The sequence below is a fragment of the Serratia sp. TSO36 genome, from assembly GCF_057808395.1.
Window position 1 is genome coordinate 1 of sequence record NZ_JBJZOU010000018.1, and the last position, 19678, is coordinate 19678.

Sequence of the window (19678 nt, forward strand, 5' to 3'; positions counted from 1 at the left end):
GCCCGCAGGATCATCAATGCGGCAAGCACGCCAGCCCGATCGGCATCGTGGAGTGAGCTAAACCAGTTATCAAACGCATCCGTTGTTTTAATTTCCCACACGGGACCTCCCTGCAAATATAGATCAACAACTATATAGATGTAAAGCTATAGCAGAGAGGCGTCAGAATGGCATGCAAAAGCATTCGTGGTTACTGCAAGGCTGAACGTACATCCGGACATTTTGCAAACGCAGTGCGAGACATTCACCTTTTTACGAGCGGTAACGGACAATCGGTCAGAGGCACGGGGCGTTTCCCGCCGCCCCTTTATGAACCCTGTCACAAAATGCGCATAACGTTTTCAGCGCTCTGCGCCGCGGGCGGTGAGCGATAAGTTTGTTAACGCCACGTTACATCAGGTTAGGCAACATTGTTAACGGCGATTGATGCGCCACACGCATCGCGCCATGCGTTTATTGCGCTTATTTAGTTTATTTTCCTGAGCGAGTCTTCAGCAACAGGCGCGGCGTCAGGCGCCCATAACAAACTGGAGATAAAGATGCATTCCTCTACCTCACCCATGACCACCCGGGCCAGAGCCGGCGCGATCCTGCGCGTCACCTCCGGCAACTTTCTGGAACAGTTCGACTTCTTTCTGTTCGGCTTTTACGCCACCTACATCGCACACACCTTTTTCCCGGCCAGCAGCGAGTTCGCCTCGCTGATGATGACCTTCGCGGTATTCGGCGCCGGTTTTCTGATGCGCCCCATTGGCGCCATCGTGCTGGGCGCCTACATCGATAAAGTCGGCCGCCGCAAAGGGCTGATCGTCACCCTGTCGATCATGGCCGCGGGCACCTTCCTGATCGTGCTGATCCCCTCTTACCAGAGCATCGGGCTTTGGGCGCCGCTGCTAGTGCTGTGCGGGCGCCTGTTGCAAGGCTTCTCGGCGGGCGCGGAGCTGGGCGGCGTGTCCGTCTATCTGGCCGAAATCGCCACGCCGGGCCGTAAGGGCTTCTACACCAGTTGGCAGTCCGGCAGCCAGCAGGTGGCGATCATGGTGGCGGCGGCCATGGGCTTCGCGCTCAACGCGGCGCTGGAAGAAAGCGCCATTCGCGAATGGGGCTGGCGCCTGCCTTTCCTGTTCGGCTGCCTGATCGTTCCCTTCATCTTCCTCCTGCGCCGCAAGCTGGAAGAGACGCAGGAATTTACCGCCCGCCGCCACCACCTGGCGATGCGCGATGTGTTTAAAACCCTGCTGAAAAACTGGCCGGTGGTGATCGCCGGCATGCTGATGGTCGCCATGACCACCACCGCGTTTTACCTGATCACCGTCTATGCGCCAACCTTCGGCAAAAAGGTGCTGCTGCTCAGCGCCTCCGACAGTTTGCTGGTCACCCTACTGGTGGCGATCTCCAACTTCATCTGGCTGCCCATCGGCGGCGCGCTGTCGGATCGCTTCGGCCGCAAACCGGTGCTGGTCGCCATGACGCTGCTGACGCTGGCCACCGCCTACCCGGCGCTCAGCCTGCTCGCCGCCGCCCCCAGCTTCAGCATGATGCTGGCCGTGCTGCTGTGGCTGTCCTTCATTTACGGCCTCTACAACGGCGCGATGATCCCGGCCTTAACCGAGATCATGCCAACGGAAGTGCGGGTGGCCGGCTTCTCGCTGGCCTACAGCCTGGCGACGGCGGTGTTCGGCGGCTTTACGCCGGTGATCTCCACCGCGTTGATCGAATACACCGGCGATAAGGCTTCACCGGGCTACTGGATGAGCTTCGCCGCGCTGTGCGCCTTGCTGGCGACGCTGTATCTGTATCGCCGCATCGCCATGCCGCTGCAAACCGCGCGCTAACGCGCCATCGCCATAAGGAATCATGCCATGCAAAAACTCACTCGTTCGATCCTCGCCGCGCTGGTGTGCGCCTCTTTCAGCACCGCGGCGCTGGCCAAAGACGTGACCGTGATGATCTCCGGCGGCTTCAAGGCCGCGCTGGAGAAACTGGCCCCGGAATATGAAGCCCAAAGCGGCGACAAAATCATTCTGGTGTCCGGCCCTTCCATGGGGAAAACGCCGCAGGCTATCCCCGCGCGGCTGGCGCGCGGAGAGCAAGCCGATGTGGTGATCATGGTGGGCGACGCGCTGACCCAACTGGACAAAGGCGGCTGGATCCAGCGGGGTTCGCGCGTGGAGCTGGCCGATTCGCCGATCGGCATGGTGGTGAAACAGGGCGCGCCCAAGCCGGCGATAAAAACGGATGCCGAGCTGCGCAATGCCTTGCTGCAAGCCGACTCTTTCGCCTATTCCGACAGCGCCAGCGGCCGCTACGTCAGCGGCCAACTGTTCAAAAAGCTGGGCATCGAGGAACAGGTGAAAGGAAAAGCGCACGTGGTTGAGCGCATTCCGGTGGCTTCTGAAGTGGCGCAAGGGAAATATGTGCTGGGCTTCCAGCAGGTCAGCGAATTGCTGCCCGTGGCGGGCGTTACCTTTATCGGCGAGCTGCCGGAAAACGTGCAGTACATCACCCGCTTCGCCGGTGCGGTAACCGCCAAGGCGGAGCACCGCCGCGAAGGCAAAGCGCTGCTGGACTTCCTCGCCTCCTCTCAGGCGCAGCCGACCATTCGCGCGACCGGCATGCGAACCGTGCCGGCGCCGCAGCCGGTCAAGCAGAGTGATACTGTTCAGTAATCAGCTTTTCCAGCTCGGCGGCGACGAAAGACTGCATGCGGCCGCCGCGTCTGATGAGGCCCACGGTGCGTTTCACCACCGGATCAACCAGCGGCACCGAGGTCAACACCGAATGCTCTGAAGCGGGCATCGACATGGCGGGCACGGCGGCAATGCCGATGCCCGCCTCAACCATGCCCAGCATGGTCGTCACATGGCGAGTTTCGCATACGCTGGGGCGCTCCGGCACGAGGTGTTCCAGGCGCTGATCGAGCAGATTGCGATTGCCGGAGGTTTTATCCAGCGACACGTAATCCTGCTGATAAAATTCCCGCCAGGTGAGGCTCTTTTTAGCGGCGAGCGGATGGTCGCGCCGGCAGGCGGCCACGTAAACGTCACCCACCAACGGCACAAATTCAAGGTTAGGCTGCAGCCGCCCGGCAAAGCAGATGCCGAAGTCAGCCTGGCCGCCGGTGACCGCCTCAATCACATTGCCCGCGCTGCCGTCGATCAGCTTGACGCGCACGCGCGGATAGCGAAGCCGGAAACGGCGTATCACGTCGGGCATGAAATAGTAGGCCGCCGACGGCACCGTGGCGACGGTGACCAGCCCGGTACGCTCCTGGCTGACCTTATCGATATCGGCCAACACCGCTTCGACATTCATCAGCAGCTGATCCGAACGCTCGGCAAACGCCTGCCCGTACAGCGTCAGCGTCACGCGCCGGGTGGTGCGATCGAACAGTTTGCTGCCCAGCGCGTTTTCCAGCTTCTCAATCCTGCGGCTCAGGGCCGACTGCGACAGGCAGATGGACTCCGCGGCCAGCCGAAAATTGCCGTACTCCACCAGCGCGCGGAAGGCATAAAGATCGTTGAGATCAAAATTCACGGGCATAGCGGCCGACTCTCCTTGCTGAACGCAAAACATCGATGATAACCGCTTATAGCGCCACGGCAACCGGCCTGGCAATTGAGCCACCCAAGCCCTTATCGCCCCAGCAGCACCATTCCCCAAATAATGATAGTCATCACCACCGCCACCAGCTGCGCAGCGCCGCCCAGATCTTTAGCGCGTTTGGATAACGGATGTAATTCCAGCGAAATGCGATCGACCACGGTTTCAATCGCCGTATTAAGCAGCTCAACCACCAATAGCAGAAAACTGCAGGCGATTAATAACAGCCGTTCTATATTTGTAATATCTAAACCAAATGTAACAACCAGTAAAATGGCGTTAATAACCAATAATTGGCGAAACGCATCTTCGGTAAGCACGGCGTCAATAAATCCGGCCCAGGAATTCCTTATGCTGTAGGTTAATCGGCTTATTCCTTTTTTCTTTTCCACAGGCATGCAATCAGCTCTCGTCAATACTGCCACAATCACTCGCGAATAAATCACGCGGCGTGAATTTATCTCGAGTTTATTAATTAAAGGCCTTAACCGTTCTCTTTGCAGCGACGATGCATTCACTCACGCGCCGTCACCCTGCCCCTGAAACGGCACCGCCCGAAAATGCCCCGGCGCGGTTATTATTCTGAGAACGTGAAAAGGCGATGCGTTATCAGCCGGTTAAAGCGTTTTCTCGTATAAGCGGTAGCGCTTATAGGGAACCGCGCCGATGCGTTCTAAAATCGTCCGCATGCCGGTATTGGTTTCCAGGATCCACGACATTTCCAGCGCGTCGATATTGCGCTTAGCGAAAGGCTCGCGCAGCGCCTCAATCAGCAGCAGCGCAATAATCGGCCCGATGCGGCTGAATTGATATTCCTGGCGCACGCCCATCAACGGCACGCGCGCGGTGCGCACGCCGCTGACTTTCAGCCGCCACAAGAGCTTCGCCCAGCCAAGCGGCAATAACCGCCCCTGCAGATCGGCAATCGCTTCGTTGATGTTCGGCAGGCCGACGATAAAGGCGCAGGGGGCGCCATCCACCTCGGCGATATGGATCATATCGTCGGGCACCAGGAACTTCAGCTGATCCCCCATGGTGGCGAACTCGTGCTCGGTGAACGGGACAAACCCCCAGTTATGCTGCCACCCGGAGTTGAACACCTCGCGCAGCACCTGCATCTCCTCGCGAAAGCGCTTGCGGTTGAGGCGGCGAACGGTCACCTTTTTGCGCACCTGATCCATCATCCGGGTTAACGACGGCGAAAAATGCAGGTCGGTTCTCTTCATCCAATAGGCAAGCAAATCAATCCCTTCGCTGTAGCCCTGCTGCGCTATTTGCGCCGCATAGTAGGGCTTCGCGTGCGTCATCAGGGCGGAAGGCGGCGTATCGAACCCTTCGACCAACAGGCCGCTTTCCTGATTGATATTGAGGCTGAACGGCCCGGTGATTTTGCGCGCGCCTTTCGACCTCAGCCACTCCTCCGCCACCGTGAATAAGGTGCTGAAAACGGCGGGATCGTCAATGGCGTCAATCATGCCGAAGTGGCCGGTATCCTCGCCATGCAGCTCCCGGTGCAGAGCATCGATTTGCGCCGTGATGCGCCCAACGACTTTGCCCTGTTTTTTGGCCACCCATGCCTGCCATTCAATATGGTCGGTGCCGGGATTCTTCTTTGACAGATGCTCTTCGCGCTCTACATGCAGCGGCTCAATCCAGTTCGGATCATCGCGAAACAGTTGCGAGGGGAAAGCAATAAATTCTTTAAGTTCGCGTTTACTCAGAACTTTCTCAACACGGATCATAAATAGCCTTACGTTTTAATAAAATAATTAAATAAGCACGCGACAACGCCTTTAGCATTTTTTATGCTGTTCTCATTTATTGGATTGTGTATTGCCTCCGGTTCAATGATAAGAAAAACCGAATATTACCCCCTGTGAAACAGCGCATTATTGCGCCCGACATTCACCCTGTGATGTCCGTAATTGATAAAAAAAGGAAACAGAAAGCGGCGCAGCCAGGCTACGCTAATGGTGCTCTTTTATTATTTCGTGCTGTTACGGCAAAAGAAACTCGCCGCTTTTAGTGTACCGACTTTAATCAGGAGGTGTGCCGCCATCTTTACCACTTAATGCTCTTTTTAAGATTAGCCTTAAATGAATCGTTCACTTTTGGATTTCTTGCGGCATACTGTTTAGGAAGTGTTTAAGTTCCAAGATAGCCATGCATGAGGTCATAACCTATGAGCCGACAGTTATTTCCTGCCCGAAAGAGACAGGCTAAAGAACGGCGCAGCCCGGATATTACAATAGTCTCTCGTATATCGCCAGGGTGCCGCTCAAGGCTGATAACACGGGCTACTCACGCTCTGACCGGTTAATAACCGGCGTGCCCTCAAGCACGGCAATATACGCTGTTCGCGGAATGAAGATGGTTGAATAACAAACTTATTCAAAACCTATTCATAGTAAAACATCAATTACCTCGCCAAGAGTGATTTTCTCTTTTGGTGATTTTTAATCTATGGCTAAGTTTGTCTATGTCTGAAACAAGTTCCGTTCATTCTCTTCCCATGCGCTATGCGGACTTCCCCACCTTAGTGGACGCGTTGGATTACGCGGCGCTGGGCAAGACGGGAATGAATTTTTACGACCGTCGCAATCAACTCGTGACCGTTCTCGAATATCGCACGCTGCAGCAAAAAGCGATCTCGGGCGCGCGGCGTTTATTGTCCCTGAAACTCAAGAAAGGCGATCGCGTGGCGCTGATCGCTGAAACCAGCGCGGGATTCGTCGAAGCCTTTTTCGCTTGCCAGTACGCCGGCCTGGTGGCGGTGCCGCTGGCGATCCCGATGGGCGTGGGCCAGCGCGACTCCTACACCGCCAAGCTGAAGGGGCTGATCGCCAGCTGCAACCCCGCGGCGATCGTCAGCAGCGAAGAGTGGACGCCGCTGATCGCCTCAGCCACGGAAAACACCTCGGCGCTGCACATCCTCAGCGACGCGGATTTTAACGCCTTGCCGGAGCCGGAGATCGCCTTGCCGGCGCCTTCGCCCGACGACATCGCCTATCTCCAATACACCTCGGGCAGCACCCGCTTTCCGCGCGGCGTGATCATTACCCAGCGGGCGGCAATGGCGAACCTGAACGCGATCAGTCGCGACGGGATCAAGCTGCGCGCGGGCGACCGCTGCGTTTCGTGGCTGCCCTTCTATCACGATATGGGCCTGGTCGGTTTCCTGCTGACGCCGGTGGCGACCCAGCTGTCCGTCGATTATCTGCGCACGCAAGATTTCGCCATGCGCCCGATGCAGTGGCTGAAACTGATCGCCAAAAATCGCGGCACGGTGTCCGTCGCCCCGCCGTTCGGCTACGATCTGTGCCTGCGCCGCAGCAACGCCAAAGAGCTGGTCGATCTGGATCTTTCCAGCTGGCGGGTCGCGGGCGTGGGCGCCGAGCCGATCCCGGCCGAGCTGCTCGGCCAGTTCGGCGAACACTTCAGCAGCATCAACTTCGACAGCAAAGCCTTCATGCCGTGCTACGGCCTGGCCGAGAACACCCTGGCGGTGAGTTTTTCCGACCCTTGCTCCGGCCCGCAAACCAACGCGGTCGACCGCGATATTTTGGAGTACGAGGGTAAAGCGGTCGCGCCCGGCAAGAAAACCCGCGCCGTCTCGACCTTCGTCAACTGCGGCCGAGCGCTGCCCGGCCACCGCATCGAGATCCGCAGCGAAACCGGGCAACCGCTGCCGGAACGCCAGGTCGGCCATATCACGATCTCCGGCCCCAGCCTGATGAACGGTTATTTCTGCGACGACGAGTCCCAGCAGCAAATTCAGGTGACCGGCTGGATGGATACCGGCGATCTGGGCTACCTGCTGGACGGCTATCTGTACGTCACCGGCCGCAAGAAGGATTTGATCATCATTCGCGGCCGCAATATCTGGCCGCAGGATATCGAGTACGTCGCGGAATCCGAACCGGAAATCCGTTCCGGCGATGCGATCGCCTTCGTAACCGAAGAGCACGACGAAGCGGCCAGGATCATTTTGCAAATCCAGTGCCGAGTCAGCTCGGAAGAACGCCGGGAACAAATCGTGCGTTCGCTGAGCGCGCGCATTCAAAGCGAGTTCGGCATCGCGGTGGACATCGAGCTGCTGCCGCCGCACAGCATTCCCCGCACGTCGTCGGGCAAACCCGCGCGCGCGGAGGCCAAAAAACGCTGGCTGAGCGCCTCGCTCTACCCGCACATGCCGCAGCTGGCCGGTTTCGCGCAATGAGCGGCACGGTGGCAGTGACGGGCGCGACCGGTTTTATCGGCCGGCACATCGTCCAGGAACTGCTGGCGCAAGGGTTTAACGTGCGCGCCCTGACGCGGCGCGCGGGAAAAGCCGCCGCCGACAACCTGCAGTGGATCCCCGGCGCGCTGGAGGATCGGCCCTCGCTCACCGAGCTGGTGCGCGGCGCGGAGTGCGTCGTGCACTGTGCGGGCCAGGTGCGCGGGCATGCGGAAGCGGTGTTCACCCGCTGCAACGTGACCGGCAGCCTGAACCTGATGCAGGCGGCCAAACAGAACGGCCGCTGCCGTCGCTTCCTGTTCATGTCGTCGCTGGCGGCCCGCCATCCGGCGCTGTCGTGGTACGCCCATTCAAAGCAGGCCGCCGAGCAGCAACTCATTGCCGCCAGCGGCGATATCGCGCTGGGGATTTTCCGCCCAACGGCGGTTTACGGGCCCGGCGATAAAGAGCTGAAACCGCTGTTCAACGGCCTGCTGCGCGGCGTGCTGCCCCGGCTGGGCGCGCCTGACGCCAGGCTCTCTTTTCTGCACGTGAGCGATTTGGCCAAGGCGGTCAGCCAATGGGTACAGGCCGAACCCGCGCAGCCGAATATTTACGAACTGTGCGACGGTGTGGTCGAAGGCTATAACTGGCTGCGCCTGCGGGACATCGGCGCCGCCGTGCGTCACGGGCCGGTGCGCCTGGTGGGCATTCCGCTGCCGCTGCTGAAAGCCCTGGCGGATATCAGCGTGGTGTGGAACCGCCTGGTCAAACAGGAGCCGATGCTGACGCGCAGCAAAATACGCGAATTAACCCATCACGACTGGTCCGCCAGTAATCACGCGCTGTCGCAACAGATTAATTGGTTTCCACAGGTAAGTTTGGAGCGCGCACTGCGCGAAGGGCTGTTTTAATTATTCCAAATAGAGGTGTGTCAACGTTCTTATGCTAAATCGCGATGCTGTAATGGATTATATCCTGACGTGTTTGCAAGGTATCGTCGAAGGCGGAGTGGAAATAAAACCTGATAGCGATCTCGTCAATGATCTTGGCCTGGAATCCATCAGAGTCCTGGATCTGCTGATGATGCTGGAAGATGAATTAGATATCTCCATTCCTATCAATATATTGCTTGATGTCAGAACGCCTGAGCAACTGCTTGACGCGCTGCGCCCTTATCTGGAGAAAAACCATGGGACTGTATGATAAGTTTGCGCGCCTCGCCAATGACCGCGAACAATTTCAAACGTCCGGTCTGAATCCGTTCGGCACCTGTATCGACGAAGTCTATTCCGCCACCCAGGGCCGCATCGGCGATCAAAAGATTGTCCTCGCCGGCACCAATAATTACCTTGGCCTGACGTTCGATGCGCAGGCGATCGCCGCCGGCCAGGCGGCCCTGGCCGCGCTCGGCACCGGCACCACCGGCTCGCGCATGGCGAACGGCAGCTACGGATCGCACCTGACGCTGGAGCGGGAGCTGGCGGAATTCTTCGATCGCCCCAGCGCCATCGTGTTCTCCACCGGCTACACCGCCAACCTGGGCGTCATCAGCACGCTGGCGGGACCGGGCGCCGTGGTGTTGATCGACGCGGACAGCCACGCGAGCATTTACGACGCCTGCGCCCTCGGCGGCGCGGAGATTATTCGCTTCCGCCACAACGACGCCGCCGATCTGGAGCGCCGCATGCTGCGCCTGGGCGAGCGTGCGCGCGAGGCGATCATTATCGTGGAAGGCATCTACAGCATGCTGGGCGACGTCGCCCCGCTGGTGGAAATCGTCGACATCAAGCGGCGGCTCGGCGGGTATCTGCTGGTCGACGAAGCGCACTCCTTCGGCGTGATGGGCGAGCACGGCCGCGGCCTGGCCGAAGCGCTAGGCGTCGAGCAAGACGTGGATATCATCCTGGGCACCTTCAGCAAAAGCCTGGCTTCGATCGGCGGTTTCGCCGTTGGCGGCAAGGGGATGGACGTGCTGCGCTACAGCAGCCGGCCGTATATCTTTACCGCGTCACCGTCGCCGTCGAGCATCGCGTCAGTGCGCACGGCGCTGCAAAAAATCGCGCGCCATCCCGAACTGCGGGAAAAGCTGTGGAGCAACGCGCACCGCCTGTACCACGGCCTCGCCGAGCTGGGATATACCCTGGGGCCGCGCATCAGCCCGGTGGTGCCGGTGATGATCGGTTCGAAGGAAGAAGGGCTACGTTTCTGGCGCGAGCTGATCGCCCACGGCGTGTATGTAAACCTGGTGCTGCCACCGGCCGCGCCGGCGGGCGTCACCCTGCTGCGCTGCAGCGTCAATGCCGCGCACAGCGATGAAGAGATCGACACCATCGTGCGCGCCTTTGCGGCGCTGAAAAAATAAGGCCTTTCCCTCTCGGCCGCGGCGGCGGTGCCGAAAATGGCATCGCCGCCCTGCCGAACCGATGCGCGCCTCAGTGCGCAGCCGTTGATACTTCATCAGCGGAATAGCGATAACCCTGCGCCGCCATAAATTCCGCGATGGCTTTTTCCGCCGCCGAAAGCACCTCCTCGATCGGCCGATCGGCATCGAGATCCACGATGTCGGCGCCTTCGAACGTCAATAACGGCGTGACGGCGATCTTCTTCTCCAGCGCCGCTTTGCGGTGATCGGGTTTGCGCGCGCAGGCCACCGCCAGACTGACATTCAGCTTGAGCACCAGATCCGGTTTTTGCCCCGCCATCCATTGGAACGCCGCCCGCTCGCGCGCCGCCAGCCAACGGACGAAACGGCTCCCTTCAACGTCAACGGGAAAAACCGTGCCGTCGTAAGCGCCGGGGATCTGCGCCTGCGGAAAACGGTCGGTCAACACGATGAACCCTTGCCGCCGATACGCCAGCATGCGGCGAAACCGCAGCAACCGCCGCCCCACGAAAGCGATGATCACCGCCGACGGCAGCAGGCCAATGCGGGATTTTTTCGTTTTGACTTTTTTGGTATTGCTCTCGATAGCCTTACCCACCGAGCGCCCGAGCAGCGGCAACTTCGCCGCCGCGCGGCCGACGTTGCCCGCCTGTTTGCCCAGATGCACCTGCACCGCCGGGCCATAATGTTTCATATACGCGATCAGATGTTCACAAACGGTGGACTTACCCGATCCGTCGCTGCCGATAACCGCAATCAGCGGCGGAAATTTTGCACTCATAATAAGACTCTCTTTCAATACACCAGAAACGGCGTGCCATATTTGAAGCGAACTACCGCTTATCATTGCCGTGGCGGCCGCGTGGAAAAAATTTTCCGTAACGCGACGCCAAAAAAGCACAAAACATTAAGCGAAAATTGAAAATCCTGCTCTTTTTTCGCCGTGAGCCCGGCCGGAAATTAACATAAAAAGCGAAACCGGCCCACGCACCAACAATTAGCACAAAATAACAAGAACGAACGCTATAAATATCAATTCAAATAACGAACAGGAATAGCAATCTCATTATTTTATCGCAGCAAAGCACAATAAATATCTTGAACCCAAGGCGTATTGGAATACAATAGTTTTTTTCGCATTGGATCAATTATTGTGAGTCAGCAGATAAGACCTTCATCTGATCGCTCGCCCGTGCGCGTAATAGCGATAACCGGCTGTGACGGCTCGGGAAAATCCACGTTAGCCGCCCGCCTGGTCAACGCCTTATCGCCGCAAGAACCTGCCGAACTACTTTATCTCGGCCAGTCCTCCGGGCGTATCGGCGAATGGATCAGTTCGCTGCCGATTATTGGCGCCACCTTCGGGCGTTATTTATTGAAGAAGTCGGAGCGCGTGCATGAGCGCCCTTCCACGCCGCCGGATAATGCCACGGCGCTGGTGATTTTTTTACTCTCCTATTGGCGCGTTTATAAATTCCGTCGCATGCTGAAGAAAAGCCGCAGCGGCGCATTACTGATCACCGATCGTTATCCGCAGGCCGAAGTGGCGGGGTTTCGTTTCGATGGCCCGCAGCTGGCGAAAACCGCCGGCGGCAATCGCTGGATCCGCTGGCTGAGAAAGCGCGAACAAAACCTCTACCAATGGATGGCGTCTTATCAGCCCTTATTATTAATTCGGCTGGATATTGACGAACAAACGGCCTATTCACGCAAACCCGATCACTCGCTGGCGGCGTTGCGCGAAAAGATCGCCGTCATCCCGCACCTGACGTTTAACGGCGCTAACATATTGGATTTAGACGGCCGCGAGCCGGCCAATCGTATTTTCGACGAGTCTCTGCGCGCCGTTAAAATATCGCTGAGGGCCGCCAATGCCTAGCCGCCAAATAACCTTTTCGTACCGAAACAGATGAAAAAAAATAAACTCACCGCCGAACAGAATACCTCTTCCGCCTGCATCACCGGGCTGATTGCCGTGGTGGGCAGCGACGGCACCGGCAAGTCCACGCTGACCGCCGATCTGGTCAAGAACCTGCAGCAACATCGCCCCACGGAGCGGCGCTATTTGGGGCTGATCTCCGGCGAAGACGGCGACAAAATCAAGAAGTTGCCGTTCATCGGCGTGTGGCTGGAACGGCGCCTGGCGGCCAAATCCGATAAAACCCAGCGCATGAGCAACAGGCCGCCGGCGCTGTGGGCGGCGCTGATCATGTACGGCTTTTCGCTGTGGCGCGCATCCAACCTGCGCAAGGTGCGGCAGCTGGCGCAGAGCGGCGTGCTGGTGATCAGTGACCGTTACCCGCAGGCGGAAATTTCAGGTTTTTATTACGACGGGCCCGGCATCGGCGTGGAACGCGCAAAAGGCTGGCTATTGAGCCGCCTGGCGGCGCGCGAACGCCGTTTATATCAACGCATGGCCGTCTATCGGCCGGAGCTGATCATTCGCCTCGATATCGACGTCGATACGGCGTTTTCCCGCAAGCCCGATCACAGCTATGAAGAGCTGGAGGACAAGATTTCCGCCATGGTGCGCCTGCAGTACAACGGCGCGCGCATCATCGAGCTGGACGCCAGAGCCCCTTACGACGAGGTGCTGAGCAACGCGCTCAACGCCATTTCCGCCGTGGTGAACCCCGCCAAGCGCCCACAGAGCGACATCGGGCAACCCGGCGAAAACGCCGGCGAAGAAACTCAGGTTTATTAAACGCATACAGGGCAAGCGCATGACAGCGGAACACAAGATGCAGCAAAACAACGATAACGGCTGGTTTGGGTTATGAAACGGTGGTTTTCCGATGGCGCGTTTCGCTCCATTTTACGTAATGCCGCCTACTTAGGCTCCGGCAGCGTGGCCAGCGCGCTGCTCGGCCTGCTGGCGCTCTCCTGCGCCGGTAAAGGCATGTCGCCTGAAATGTTCGGCGTGCTGGTGGTGATCCAGGCCTATACCAAAGCGGTCAGCGATTTCATCAAATTCCAGACCTGGCAGTTTGTGGTGCAATTCGGCACCCCGGCGCTGGAGCATCAAAACACCGGGCGCTTCCGCGACGTCGTCGCCTTCTCCTTCGGGCTGGATATCGCCAGCGGCGTCATCGCCGTGCTGGGCGGCATGATCATGCTGCCTTTCTTGTCTCACGCCCTGGGGCTGGACAGCGAAAGCTTCTGGCTCGCCATGCTGTACTGCACCCTGATCCCGTCGATGACCTCGTCCACGCCGACCGGCGTGCTGCGCGCCTTCAACCGCTTCGATCTCATCGCCATTCAGCAGGCGATCAAGCCGTTCCTGCAGGCGGTGGGCAGCGTCATCTCCTATTATTTCGATCTGGGATTCCCCGGCTTTATCGTCACCTGGTACGCCTCTAACCTGATCGGCGGCACGCTGTTCTGGTGGTTCACCGCGCGCGAGCTGCGCCGCCGCGATATCCACGGCGCGCTGAGGCCACGGCTGTTCAACGTCGCGCGCCGCATCGAGGGCGCCTGGAACTTCGTCTGGACCACCAACATCGCCCACACCATCTGGGCCGCACGCAACTCCTGCACCACCGTGCTGGTGGGCGTGGTGCTCGGGCCAGCCGCCGCCGGGCTGTTCAAGATCGCCATGACCTTCTTCGATGCGACGGGCACCCCGGCCAAGCTGCTGGAGAAAAGCTTCTATCCGGAGATCATGCGCCTGGATCCGCGCACCAAGACCCCGTGGCTGCTGGGCCTGCGCTCCTCGCTGCTGGCCGGCGGCATCGGCCTGGCCGTCGCGGTGTTGATGCTGCTGGTGGGTAAACCGCTCATTTCCGCGGTGTTCGGGCAGCAATACCTGGAAGCCTATGACCTGATTCAAATCATGCTGGGCGCGATCATCGTCTCCATGATGGGCTTCCCGCAGGAATCCTTACTGTTTATGGCAGGCAAGCAGCGCGCTTTCCTGATCGCGCAGGCGACGGCCTCGGCGGCCTACATTGCGCTGCTGGTGTCGATGGCGTATGCCTTCGGCGTGCAGGGCGCCGCCTTCGCTTATTTACTGGGGCAATGTTTAGACGTTCTGTTATCCCTGATACCGACGATCGGCGCCTACCGCAATCGCTTTATGTTGGGGCTGAATGTGCCCAAAGAGAGTAATCAATGACCGCTATCACGAATTGGAAGAAGTTCTCCACCGAAACCACCCAGGCGCTGTTTGTCGCAGTGGAAGAAGACGACCTGGTTGAGGCGAATATCAGCCTGCCGCAGCAGATCGATCTGGCATGCTCCCCCGAGAGCATCCGGGACAACTACGCGCTGTGCCTGCAGTTTTGGGAAGACGGCTTTTCCCGCCGCGAGCTGCTGCAACTGGTGAACGGTTTCCTGCAAGACCCGCAGTTGGCGGCGCCCACCCGCATGCGCTACAAATATATCCGCGCCCGCTACAAGCATCTGCGCTTCGCCCAGCAGCTGTACGGCGCGCCCCACCGCGCCAACCGCCTGTTCCACACCACCACCGTGGTGCTCGGCCATTTTCAGGACGCGTTTCGCAACGGCAACCAGAAGAACCTGACGCTGTACGGCAACCTGCTGCGGCTGCTGCTCAGCAAGCCGGTGTGGTCGTACGTGCGCTATGCGCTACGCCACACCCGGCTGGAAAGCGCACAGGGCTTTATCACCTACCGCCAGGAGCAGATGCGCCAGTTGCAGACGCTGATCGCCGGCCCGGCGCTGACCGGGCATCAGTTTCACGACGTGCGCAAAATCGTCAGCCGCCAGGTGTCGTTTTACGACACGCTGAGATCGATCGATCCCGACAATCGCGAAGCCCGGCAGATCTCGCGCTTCCTGGCGGCGATTAACGGCCTGATGGGCGACCGGCATGACGTGATGGTGGCGGACAAGCTGGCCGGCGGCGATATCTACGATCGGCCGGCGATCCTGGATATCGACATTCGCCAGCGCCTGGAGCTGCTGCTGGCGCGCTTTCCGCTGTCGTTTTCCCCGCTGGCCGTCGCGGCGGGCAGATAAGCGCGTTGCAAGGAGCCATGATGACGTTGCGTCGCTTGTTGATCTTCACGCTGCTGCTGTCGCCGCTGGCGGCATCCGCGCATAACTTCGTGCAGGGCCGGCCGGTGGCACCGATCGCCATCGCCGATCGCGGCGAACTGCTGCTGCGCAACGGCGATTTCAGCTACCGGCCATGGAACAGCGCAAAACTGGCGGGCAAAGTGCGGGTGATCCAATACATCGCCGGGCGCACCTCCGCCAAGAAGAAGAACTCGCTGCTGATCAACGCCGTCAAGGACGCGAACCTGCCGGGCGATCGCTTCCAGCCCACCACCATCGTCAACACCGACGACGCGATACCGGGCTCCGGCTTTTTCGTGCGCGGCAAGATCGAGAAAAACAAGCGGAATTACCCCTGGGCGCAGTTCATCGTCGACAGCGACGGGCTGGGGCGCATGGCCTGGCGGCTGCCGGAGGAGAGCTCCACCATCGTGGTGCTGGACCAGGCCGGGCGCGTGCAGTGGGCGAAGGACGGCGCACTCACCCCGCAGGAAGTTGACCAGGTGATCGCCCTGCTGCGCGCGCTGATCGCGCGGGAGACGCCATGAAGCGCACGCCGCCGGGAGCCGATGACGCATGTCTTTGATTGAACGCTACATCACGGTTGAGATCCGCCGCCTGGTGATGATGATCGCCGGGTTTCTGATCTTCATGTTCGCCAGCTACTCCGCCCAGCGCTACCTGACCGACGCCGCCAACGGCACGCTGGCGCTGCGGGTGGTGGCCGACGTGGTGTTCTATAAATCGCTGATCGCGCTGGAGATGATATTGCCCGTCGCGCTGTATGTTTCGGTGGCGGTGGCGCTGAGCCAGCTGTACAGCGATGCGGAGATCACCGCCATGCTGGCCGCCGGCGCCAGCCCGCTGCGGCTGTACAAGGCGGTGCTGATACTGGCCGTGCCGCTGGCGATAGCGGTCACGCTGCTGTCGCTGTATGGCAGGCCCTGGGCGTACGCCAATATTTATCAGCTGCAGCAAGAGTCGCAGTCGGTGCTGGACGTGAGCCACCTGCAGGCCGACAAATTCAACGTCAGCGGCAACGGCCGCATGATCCTCGCCAACCACGTCGACAAAACGGCCAACCATCTGACGGATGCCCTGATTTATGTGCGCGGCGGCCATCATACCAACCTGTACCGCGCGCAGTCGGTGGAGGTGCTCGACGCCTCCCCCGCCAGCCCCGCCGTGCGGCTGAAAACCGGCACCGCCTATGTGCTGGATCGCCAGGGCACCGACGACAACGGGCAGAATTACGACAACTTCGACATCGCGCTCAAACCGTTCGTGCCCAGCGCCGAGAGCCGGCACAAGTCGGCCTCGCCGGCGGAGCTGGCGCGCTCCGCCGATCCGGGCGACGCCGCCGAACTGCAATGGCGCGAAAGCCGCGGGCTGACCACCGTGCTGATGGTGCTGCTGGCGATCCCCTTTAGCCGCATCAAGCCGCGGCAGGGGCGCTACGCCGCGCTGCTGCCCCTGACGGTGCTGTTTACCGTGATTTTCTATGGCGGCAACATTTGCCGCACGCTGGTCGCCAACGGCTCTGTGCCGACGATCCCCGGCGTTTGGCTGGTGCCGCTGGCGATGGCTGCCGGCATCGCCCTGCTGCTGGCGCGCGACTTATCCCTGCTGCGGAAACCCTCCCGATGACTATTTTTAGCCGCTACCTGATCCGCAACGTGTTCATCGGCTTCGCCGCCGCGGCCGGGCTGCTCATCCCGCTGTTCACCACCTTTACGCTGATCAACGAGCTGGAGGACGTGACCCCGGGCGGCTACCGCTGGCAGCAGGCGCTGCTGGTGACCGTGATGACCCTGCCGCGCAGCCTGGTCGATCTGGGGCCGTTTATCGCGCTGCTCGGCGGCATCGTCGGGCTGGGGCAGCTATCTAAAACCCTGGAGCTGACCGCGATCCGCGCCGCCGGGATGTCGATATTCCGCATCGCGCTGGTGATGCTCGCCGCCGGGCTGCTGATGAACCTGTCGCTCGGCGCCCTCGATGAATGGGCGGCCTCGCCGCTGCAGCAACGCGCGCTGCAGATGAAGAACAACGCCCTGGCGCAGTCGAACGATAACGACGTGACCGTGAACCCGCTGTGGGCGCGGCGCGGCAACGAGTTTGTGACAGTGAAGACCGTCGATGAGAACGACCAGCCCCACGGCATTGAGATCTTCCGTTATCAGGCCAACCGCGCGCTGGAGTCTTACATTTACGCCGACAGCGCCAGCACCGCCGCCGACGGCAACTGGCTGCTGCACAACGTGATGCAGAAAAGCTGGCAAGGCAGAAAGGAGACGATTAATCGGCAAGATAGCCTGCTCTGGCGCTCGCTGTTCGCCGTGCCGAGCCTGAAAGAGCTGACCCTGCCGGCCGGCAGCTTCTCGCTGCAACAGCTGGAGCGCTATATCGATTACCTGCAGGGCTCGGGGCAGCCCAGCACCGAATACCGCCTGGCGCTGTGGAAAAAACTCGGCCAGCCCCTGCTGGTGCTGGCGATGATTTTGCTGGCCATCCCGTTTACCTTCACCGCTCCACGCGCCCCCGGCATGGGCAGCCGGTTAGCGCTTGGCGTCATCATCGGGTTGCTGACCTACATCGCTTACCAGATCGTTCTCAATCTGGGGTTGCTGTTCGCCCTCAACGCGCCCTTCACCGCCCTCGCCCCGCCGCTTTTACTTCTGGCGCTGGCGTTAGTGCTGGTTTATCGGTTTGATCGGCGGGGTTAAAAACCCGCAGCAGCCTTTGGAAAACAAGAACTTTCCGGTTAACCTTTGGCCGGCTTTACAAATTGGCCTGAGCCGTTATCATCCCTTATCTGGTGTCCTATGCGCCGTTAGCTATCGCTGACTGCCGTTCGATAACATGCCCCTCAGGGCTCCATCGAGTGCAAGGAGTGCGAGCGCCCGCCTGAACAGGCCAAGACGCAGCAAGCAAAGGAAGAGACACACTATGTTTTCCCGTTTGAAACTGCTGTATATCGCCGATGATATTATTTCACCTGATGAATTCCCCCGTATAGTCAGCCCTTCCAGCGCCTGTCACGGCCTTTCATACATGCCGGACAATGACATTCTGTCGCTTTTTTTCTGGTTTTCGCGGTGGCGAACGGATCCGCCGTGAAGTCGGCGTTACGCAAAACGGAATAAGCTCTAACCTGCGCGCAAGAGTGCAGAGCGACCTGATGAGCGGCGTTGTCGTAGCGGTCGAAACCCGGCCCGGCGTGTTGGCGACGATGGGGCCATTTTACGCCGACATCGACGGCTACCTGATACCGCAGGGAAGACAAGAGCCCAACTACCCGGTGGACAAGATAGTGAAGCGGTACGAAGAGGCCGTGAAGTCTTATGGCGGCCGCCGGGCGCGCCCGTCCGTCTTCCCCGCACAAGTCACGCGGGCCAAACCGGCCCTTGGTCCGGATATCCCGGCGCAAGGTGGAAGAGCCTCACAGTCGGTCGTGTCTGGCCCCTTGACCAAAGCGCAACGCTGGCAGGAGCGAAAATACCTCATTGGCCGCGGGCAACGGAGTATCTACCCGGACGCCCGAATCGCCTCGGAACGCCTGGCGGCAAACAATGTCGCCGTCGAGAAGGCAAAGCTGGCGGAGAATATCTACAAGACCACGAATCCGCTAAAGGATACACCCGGCGTTCCCGAGGGCTGGAAAGATATCAGTAACGATAATGCGGCCCTGAGTAAAATTGGGCTAAACAGAAATATGCTCTTCGACAGAGATGAATCGCCGGATTTTTTGGCAAGGGTATATCAACCTAACAACAGTATTTTTGGTAAAGAGATGAATCCGACAGTCGTGTTCAGAGGCTCAAGAGCGCCAGAGTTCCCGGAGGGAATCGGCAGCGCCGCCAAAAAGGCCCTTAGGGGCGATTTGTCAGGAATTAAAAATGTGAATGACTGGATAAATAATGGTGCTCAGGGGATGGGGACGAGCTCAGACTATTATAAACAGGCGGTTAAGATAGGATTACAAGTAAAGAACTCCTCCGGTGTCGATATTTCTGGTCATTCATTGGGCGGGGGAATGGCCTCAGCTGCATCAATGACCAGTGGAAAACCCGCCTGGACGTTTAATGCAGCCGGGCTCCATCATGGAACTGTAGGGAAATACGGAGCTGAAATGATTGGTTCAGCCAAGAACATACAGGCCTATCGAGTTGAAGGAGAACTATTAACCACGTTACAGGAGGTTAATAACGAAAGTGACTATGAGCTTATAAAAAATGCCCTACCCGATTCTTTACAAAAACCCTGGGGCGTAGCATTGCCTTTCACCTTGAAAGAGTGGTCATCACTGGCGGTGCCTGATGCCGCTGGCATACCGCACACTCTTACCGGAGGGACAGGAACCCTGCTCGATAAACACGGTATAGACCAGACAATAAAGTTGATTGAAGATCAGAAAGACGAGGATGTCGCCACTATCAGGGGGAGAATATGAGCAA

At 59.3% G+C, this 19678-nt stretch carries 18 protein-coding genes and 1 pseudogene; 14 read left to right on the forward strand and 5 right to left on the reverse strand.

Translation table 11 applies throughout. The features are described 5' to 3' along the window. Nucleotides 1-101, reverse strand: a pseudogene (locus tag ACK3CV_RS16745) (type II toxin-antitoxin system RelE/ParE family toxin); the annotation flags it as partial. A gap of 438 nt (nucleotides 102-539) precedes the next feature. On the opposite strand from ACK3CV_RS16745, the gene ACK3CV_RS16750 reads away from it, so the two are divergent. Next, nucleotides 540-1835 (forward strand): MFS transporter, encoded by a 1296-nt coding sequence (locus ACK3CV_RS16750; RefSeq protein ID WP_164040466.1) that lies wholly within the window; start codon nucleotides 540-542, stop codon nucleotides 1833-1835. A gap of 27 nt (nucleotides 1836-1862) precedes the next feature. Further along, nucleotides 1863-2669 carry a substrate-binding domain-containing protein gene (locus ACK3CV_RS16755; protein ID WP_164040468.1) on the forward strand — a complete coding sequence of 269 codons (807 nt, stop codon included), beginning with the start codon at nucleotides 1863-1865 and terminating at the stop codon, nucleotides 2667-2669. Here ACK3CV_RS16755 and psrA read toward each other — a convergent pair. From psrA to ACK3CV_RS16770, 3 genes are all read right to left on the reverse strand, one after another. After that, nucleotides 2644-3543: an L-proline-binding transcription factor PsrA gene (gene psrA, locus ACK3CV_RS16760; RefSeq protein ID WP_164040469.1), complete on the reverse strand. Its 900-nt coding sequence runs from the start codon at nucleotides 3541-3543 to the stop codon at nucleotides 2644-2646. The genes ACK3CV_RS16755 and psrA overlap by 26 nt on opposite strands. 92 nt (nucleotides 3544-3635) lie before the next feature. Further along, complete coding sequence (locus ACK3CV_RS16765; protein ID WP_239504629.1) at nucleotides 3636-4121, reverse strand: diacylglycerol kinase; 486 nt, start codon at nucleotides 4119-4121, stop codon at nucleotides 3636-3638. Between the two features lie 99 nt (nucleotides 4122-4220). Beyond that, nucleotides 4221-5345 (reverse strand): N-acetyltransferase, encoded by a 1125-nt coding sequence (locus ACK3CV_RS16770; protein ID WP_164040472.1) that lies wholly within the window; start codon nucleotides 5343-5345, stop codon nucleotides 4221-4223. 737 nt (nucleotides 5346-6082) lie between these two features. Between ACK3CV_RS16770 and ACK3CV_RS16775 the strand changes: the two genes are divergently transcribed. From ACK3CV_RS16775 to spt, 4 genes are read left to right on the forward strand one after another with little or no spacing between them, the layout of a single operon-like run. After that, nucleotides 6083-7822 carry a fatty acyl-AMP ligase gene (locus ACK3CV_RS16775; protein ID WP_164140941.1) on the forward strand — a complete coding sequence of 580 codons (1740 nt, stop codon included), beginning with the start codon at nucleotides 6083-6085 and terminating at the stop codon, nucleotides 7820-7822. Beyond that, nucleotides 7819-8733, forward strand: coding sequence for an NAD-dependent epimerase/dehydratase family protein (locus tag ACK3CV_RS16780; protein ID WP_060451701.1), 915 nt, complete (start codon nucleotides 7819-7821; stop codon nucleotides 8731-8733). The genes ACK3CV_RS16775 and ACK3CV_RS16780 overlap by 4 nt, the downstream gene beginning before the upstream one ends. Nucleotides 8734-8764: 31 nt before the next feature. After that, a complete protein-coding gene (locus tag ACK3CV_RS16785) occupies nucleotides 8765-9025 on the forward strand; it encodes an acyl carrier protein (RefSeq protein ID WP_015378483.1) in 261 nt (86 codons plus the stop codon). Continuing rightward, on the forward strand, nucleotides 9012-10184 hold the full coding sequence (gene spt, locus ACK3CV_RS16790) for a serine palmitoyltransferase (protein ID WP_033635222.1): 1173 nt from the start codon (nucleotides 9012-9014) through the stop codon (nucleotides 10182-10184). The genes ACK3CV_RS16785 and spt overlap by 14 nt, the downstream gene beginning before the upstream one ends. A 70-nt stretch (nucleotides 10185-10254) precedes the next feature. On the opposite strand, the gene ACK3CV_RS16795 is transcribed toward spt, so the two are convergent. Then, entirely contained in the window at nucleotides 10255-10986 is a 732-nt protein-coding gene (locus ACK3CV_RS16795; RefSeq protein ID WP_041035915.1) for a nucleoside/nucleotide kinase family protein, read from the reverse strand. A 372-nt stretch (nucleotides 10987-11358) separates the two neighbouring features. Between ACK3CV_RS16795 and ACK3CV_RS16800 the strand changes: the two genes are divergently transcribed. The 8 genes from ACK3CV_RS16800 (at nucleotide 11359) to ACK3CV_RS16835 (ending at nucleotide 19674) form a co-directional block, all read left to right on the forward strand. After that, nucleotides 11359-12084, forward strand: a complete 726-nt coding sequence (locus tag ACK3CV_RS16800) for a nucleoside/nucleotide kinase family protein (protein ID WP_164040488.1) — start codon at nucleotides 11359-11361, stop codon at nucleotides 12082-12084. Between the two features lie 30 nt (nucleotides 12085-12114). Further along, nucleotides 12115-12909 (forward strand): nucleoside/nucleotide kinase family protein, encoded by a 795-nt coding sequence (locus ACK3CV_RS16805; protein WP_164040474.1) that lies wholly within the window; start codon nucleotides 12115-12117, stop codon nucleotides 12907-12909. Between the two features lie 72 nt (nucleotides 12910-12981). Beyond that, nucleotides 12982-14319, forward strand: coding sequence for a lipopolysaccharide biosynthesis protein (locus tag ACK3CV_RS16810; protein WP_004935553.1), 1338 nt, complete (start codon nucleotides 12982-12984; stop codon nucleotides 14317-14319). Beyond that, nucleotides 14316-15185 carry a hypothetical protein gene (locus ACK3CV_RS16815; protein ID WP_164140943.1) on the forward strand — a complete coding sequence of 290 codons (870 nt, stop codon included), beginning with the start codon at nucleotides 14316-14318 and terminating at the stop codon, nucleotides 15183-15185. Before ACK3CV_RS16810 ends, ACK3CV_RS16815 begins: the two co-directional genes overlap by 4 nt. 20 nt (nucleotides 15186-15205) lie before the next feature. Then, a complete protein-coding gene (locus ACK3CV_RS16820) occupies nucleotides 15206-15772 on the forward strand; it encodes a YtfJ family protein (protein ID WP_033635227.1) in 567 nt (188 codons plus the stop codon). 28 nt (nucleotides 15773-15800) lie between these two features. Next, nucleotides 15801-16871, forward strand: coding sequence for an LPS export ABC transporter permease LptF (gene lptF / locus ACK3CV_RS16825; RefSeq protein WP_033647969.1), 1071 nt, complete (start codon nucleotides 15801-15803; stop codon nucleotides 16869-16871). Continuing rightward, nucleotides 16868-17947: an LPS export ABC transporter permease LptG gene (gene lptG / locus ACK3CV_RS16830; RefSeq protein WP_164140945.1), complete on the forward strand. Its 1080-nt coding sequence runs from the start codon at nucleotides 16868-16870 to the stop codon at nucleotides 17945-17947. Before lptF ends, lptG begins: the two co-directional genes overlap by 4 nt. A gap of 338 nt (nucleotides 17948-18285) precedes the next feature. Beyond that, on the forward strand, nucleotides 18286-19674 hold the full coding sequence (locus ACK3CV_RS16835) for a Tle-like phospholipase domain-containing protein (RefSeq protein WP_239504630.1): 1389 nt from the start codon (nucleotides 18286-18288) through the stop codon (nucleotides 19672-19674). Nucleotides 19675-19678: the final 4 nt, after the last annotated feature.

Coding starts and splice junctions, on each gene's coding strand:
- ACK3CV_RS16750 (WP_164040466.1), top strand. CDS start 540: ATGCATTCCTCTACCTCACCCATGACCACCCGGGCCAGAGCCGGCGCG.
- ACK3CV_RS16755 (WP_164040468.1), top strand. CDS start 1,863: ATGCAAAAACTCACTCGTTCGATCCTCGCCGCGCTGGTGTGCGCCTCT.
- psrA (WP_164040469.1), bottom strand. CDS start 3,543: ATGCCCGTGAATTTTGATCTCAACGATCTTTATGCCTTCCGCGCGCTG.
- ACK3CV_RS16770 (WP_164040472.1), bottom strand. CDS start 5,345: ATGATCCGTGTTGAGAAAGTTCTGAGTAAACGCGAACTTAAAGAATTT.
- ACK3CV_RS16775 (WP_164140941.1), top strand. CDS start 6,083: ATGTCTGAAACAAGTTCCGTTCATTCTCTTCCCATGCGCTATGCGGAC.
- ACK3CV_RS16780 (WP_060451701.1), top strand. CDS start 7,819: ATGAGCGGCACGGTGGCAGTGACGGGCGCGACCGGTTTTATCGGCCGG.
- ACK3CV_RS16785 (WP_015378483.1), top strand. CDS start 8,765: ATGCTAAATCGCGATGCTGTAATGGATTATATCCTGACGTGTTTGCAA.
- spt (WP_033635222.1), top strand. CDS start 9,012: ATGGGACTGTATGATAAGTTTGCGCGCCTCGCCAATGACCGCGAACAA.
- ACK3CV_RS16795 (WP_041035915.1), bottom strand. CDS start 10,986: ATGAGTGCAAAATTTCCGCCGCTGATTGCGGTTATCGGCAGCGACGGA.
- ACK3CV_RS16805 (WP_164040474.1), top strand. CDS start 12,115: ATGAAAAAAAATAAACTCACCGCCGAACAGAATACCTCTTCCGCCTGC.
- ACK3CV_RS16810 (WP_004935553.1), top strand. CDS start 12,982: ATGAAACGGTGGTTTTCCGATGGCGCGTTTCGCTCCATTTTACGTAAT.
- ACK3CV_RS16815 (WP_164140943.1), top strand. CDS start 14,316: ATGACCGCTATCACGAATTGGAAGAAGTTCTCCACCGAAACCACCCAG.
- ACK3CV_RS16820 (WP_033635227.1), top strand. CDS start 15,206: ATGACGTTGCGTCGCTTGTTGATCTTCACGCTGCTGCTGTCGCCGCTG.
- lptF (WP_033647969.1), top strand. CDS start 15,801: ATGTCTTTGATTGAACGCTACATCACGGTTGAGATCCGCCGCCTGGTG.
- lptG (WP_164140945.1), top strand. CDS start 16,868: ATGACTATTTTTAGCCGCTACCTGATCCGCAACGTGTTCATCGGCTTC.
- ACK3CV_RS16835 (WP_239504630.1), top strand. CDS start 18,286: ATGACATTCTGTCGCTTTTTTTCTGGTTTTCGCGGTGGCGAACGGATC.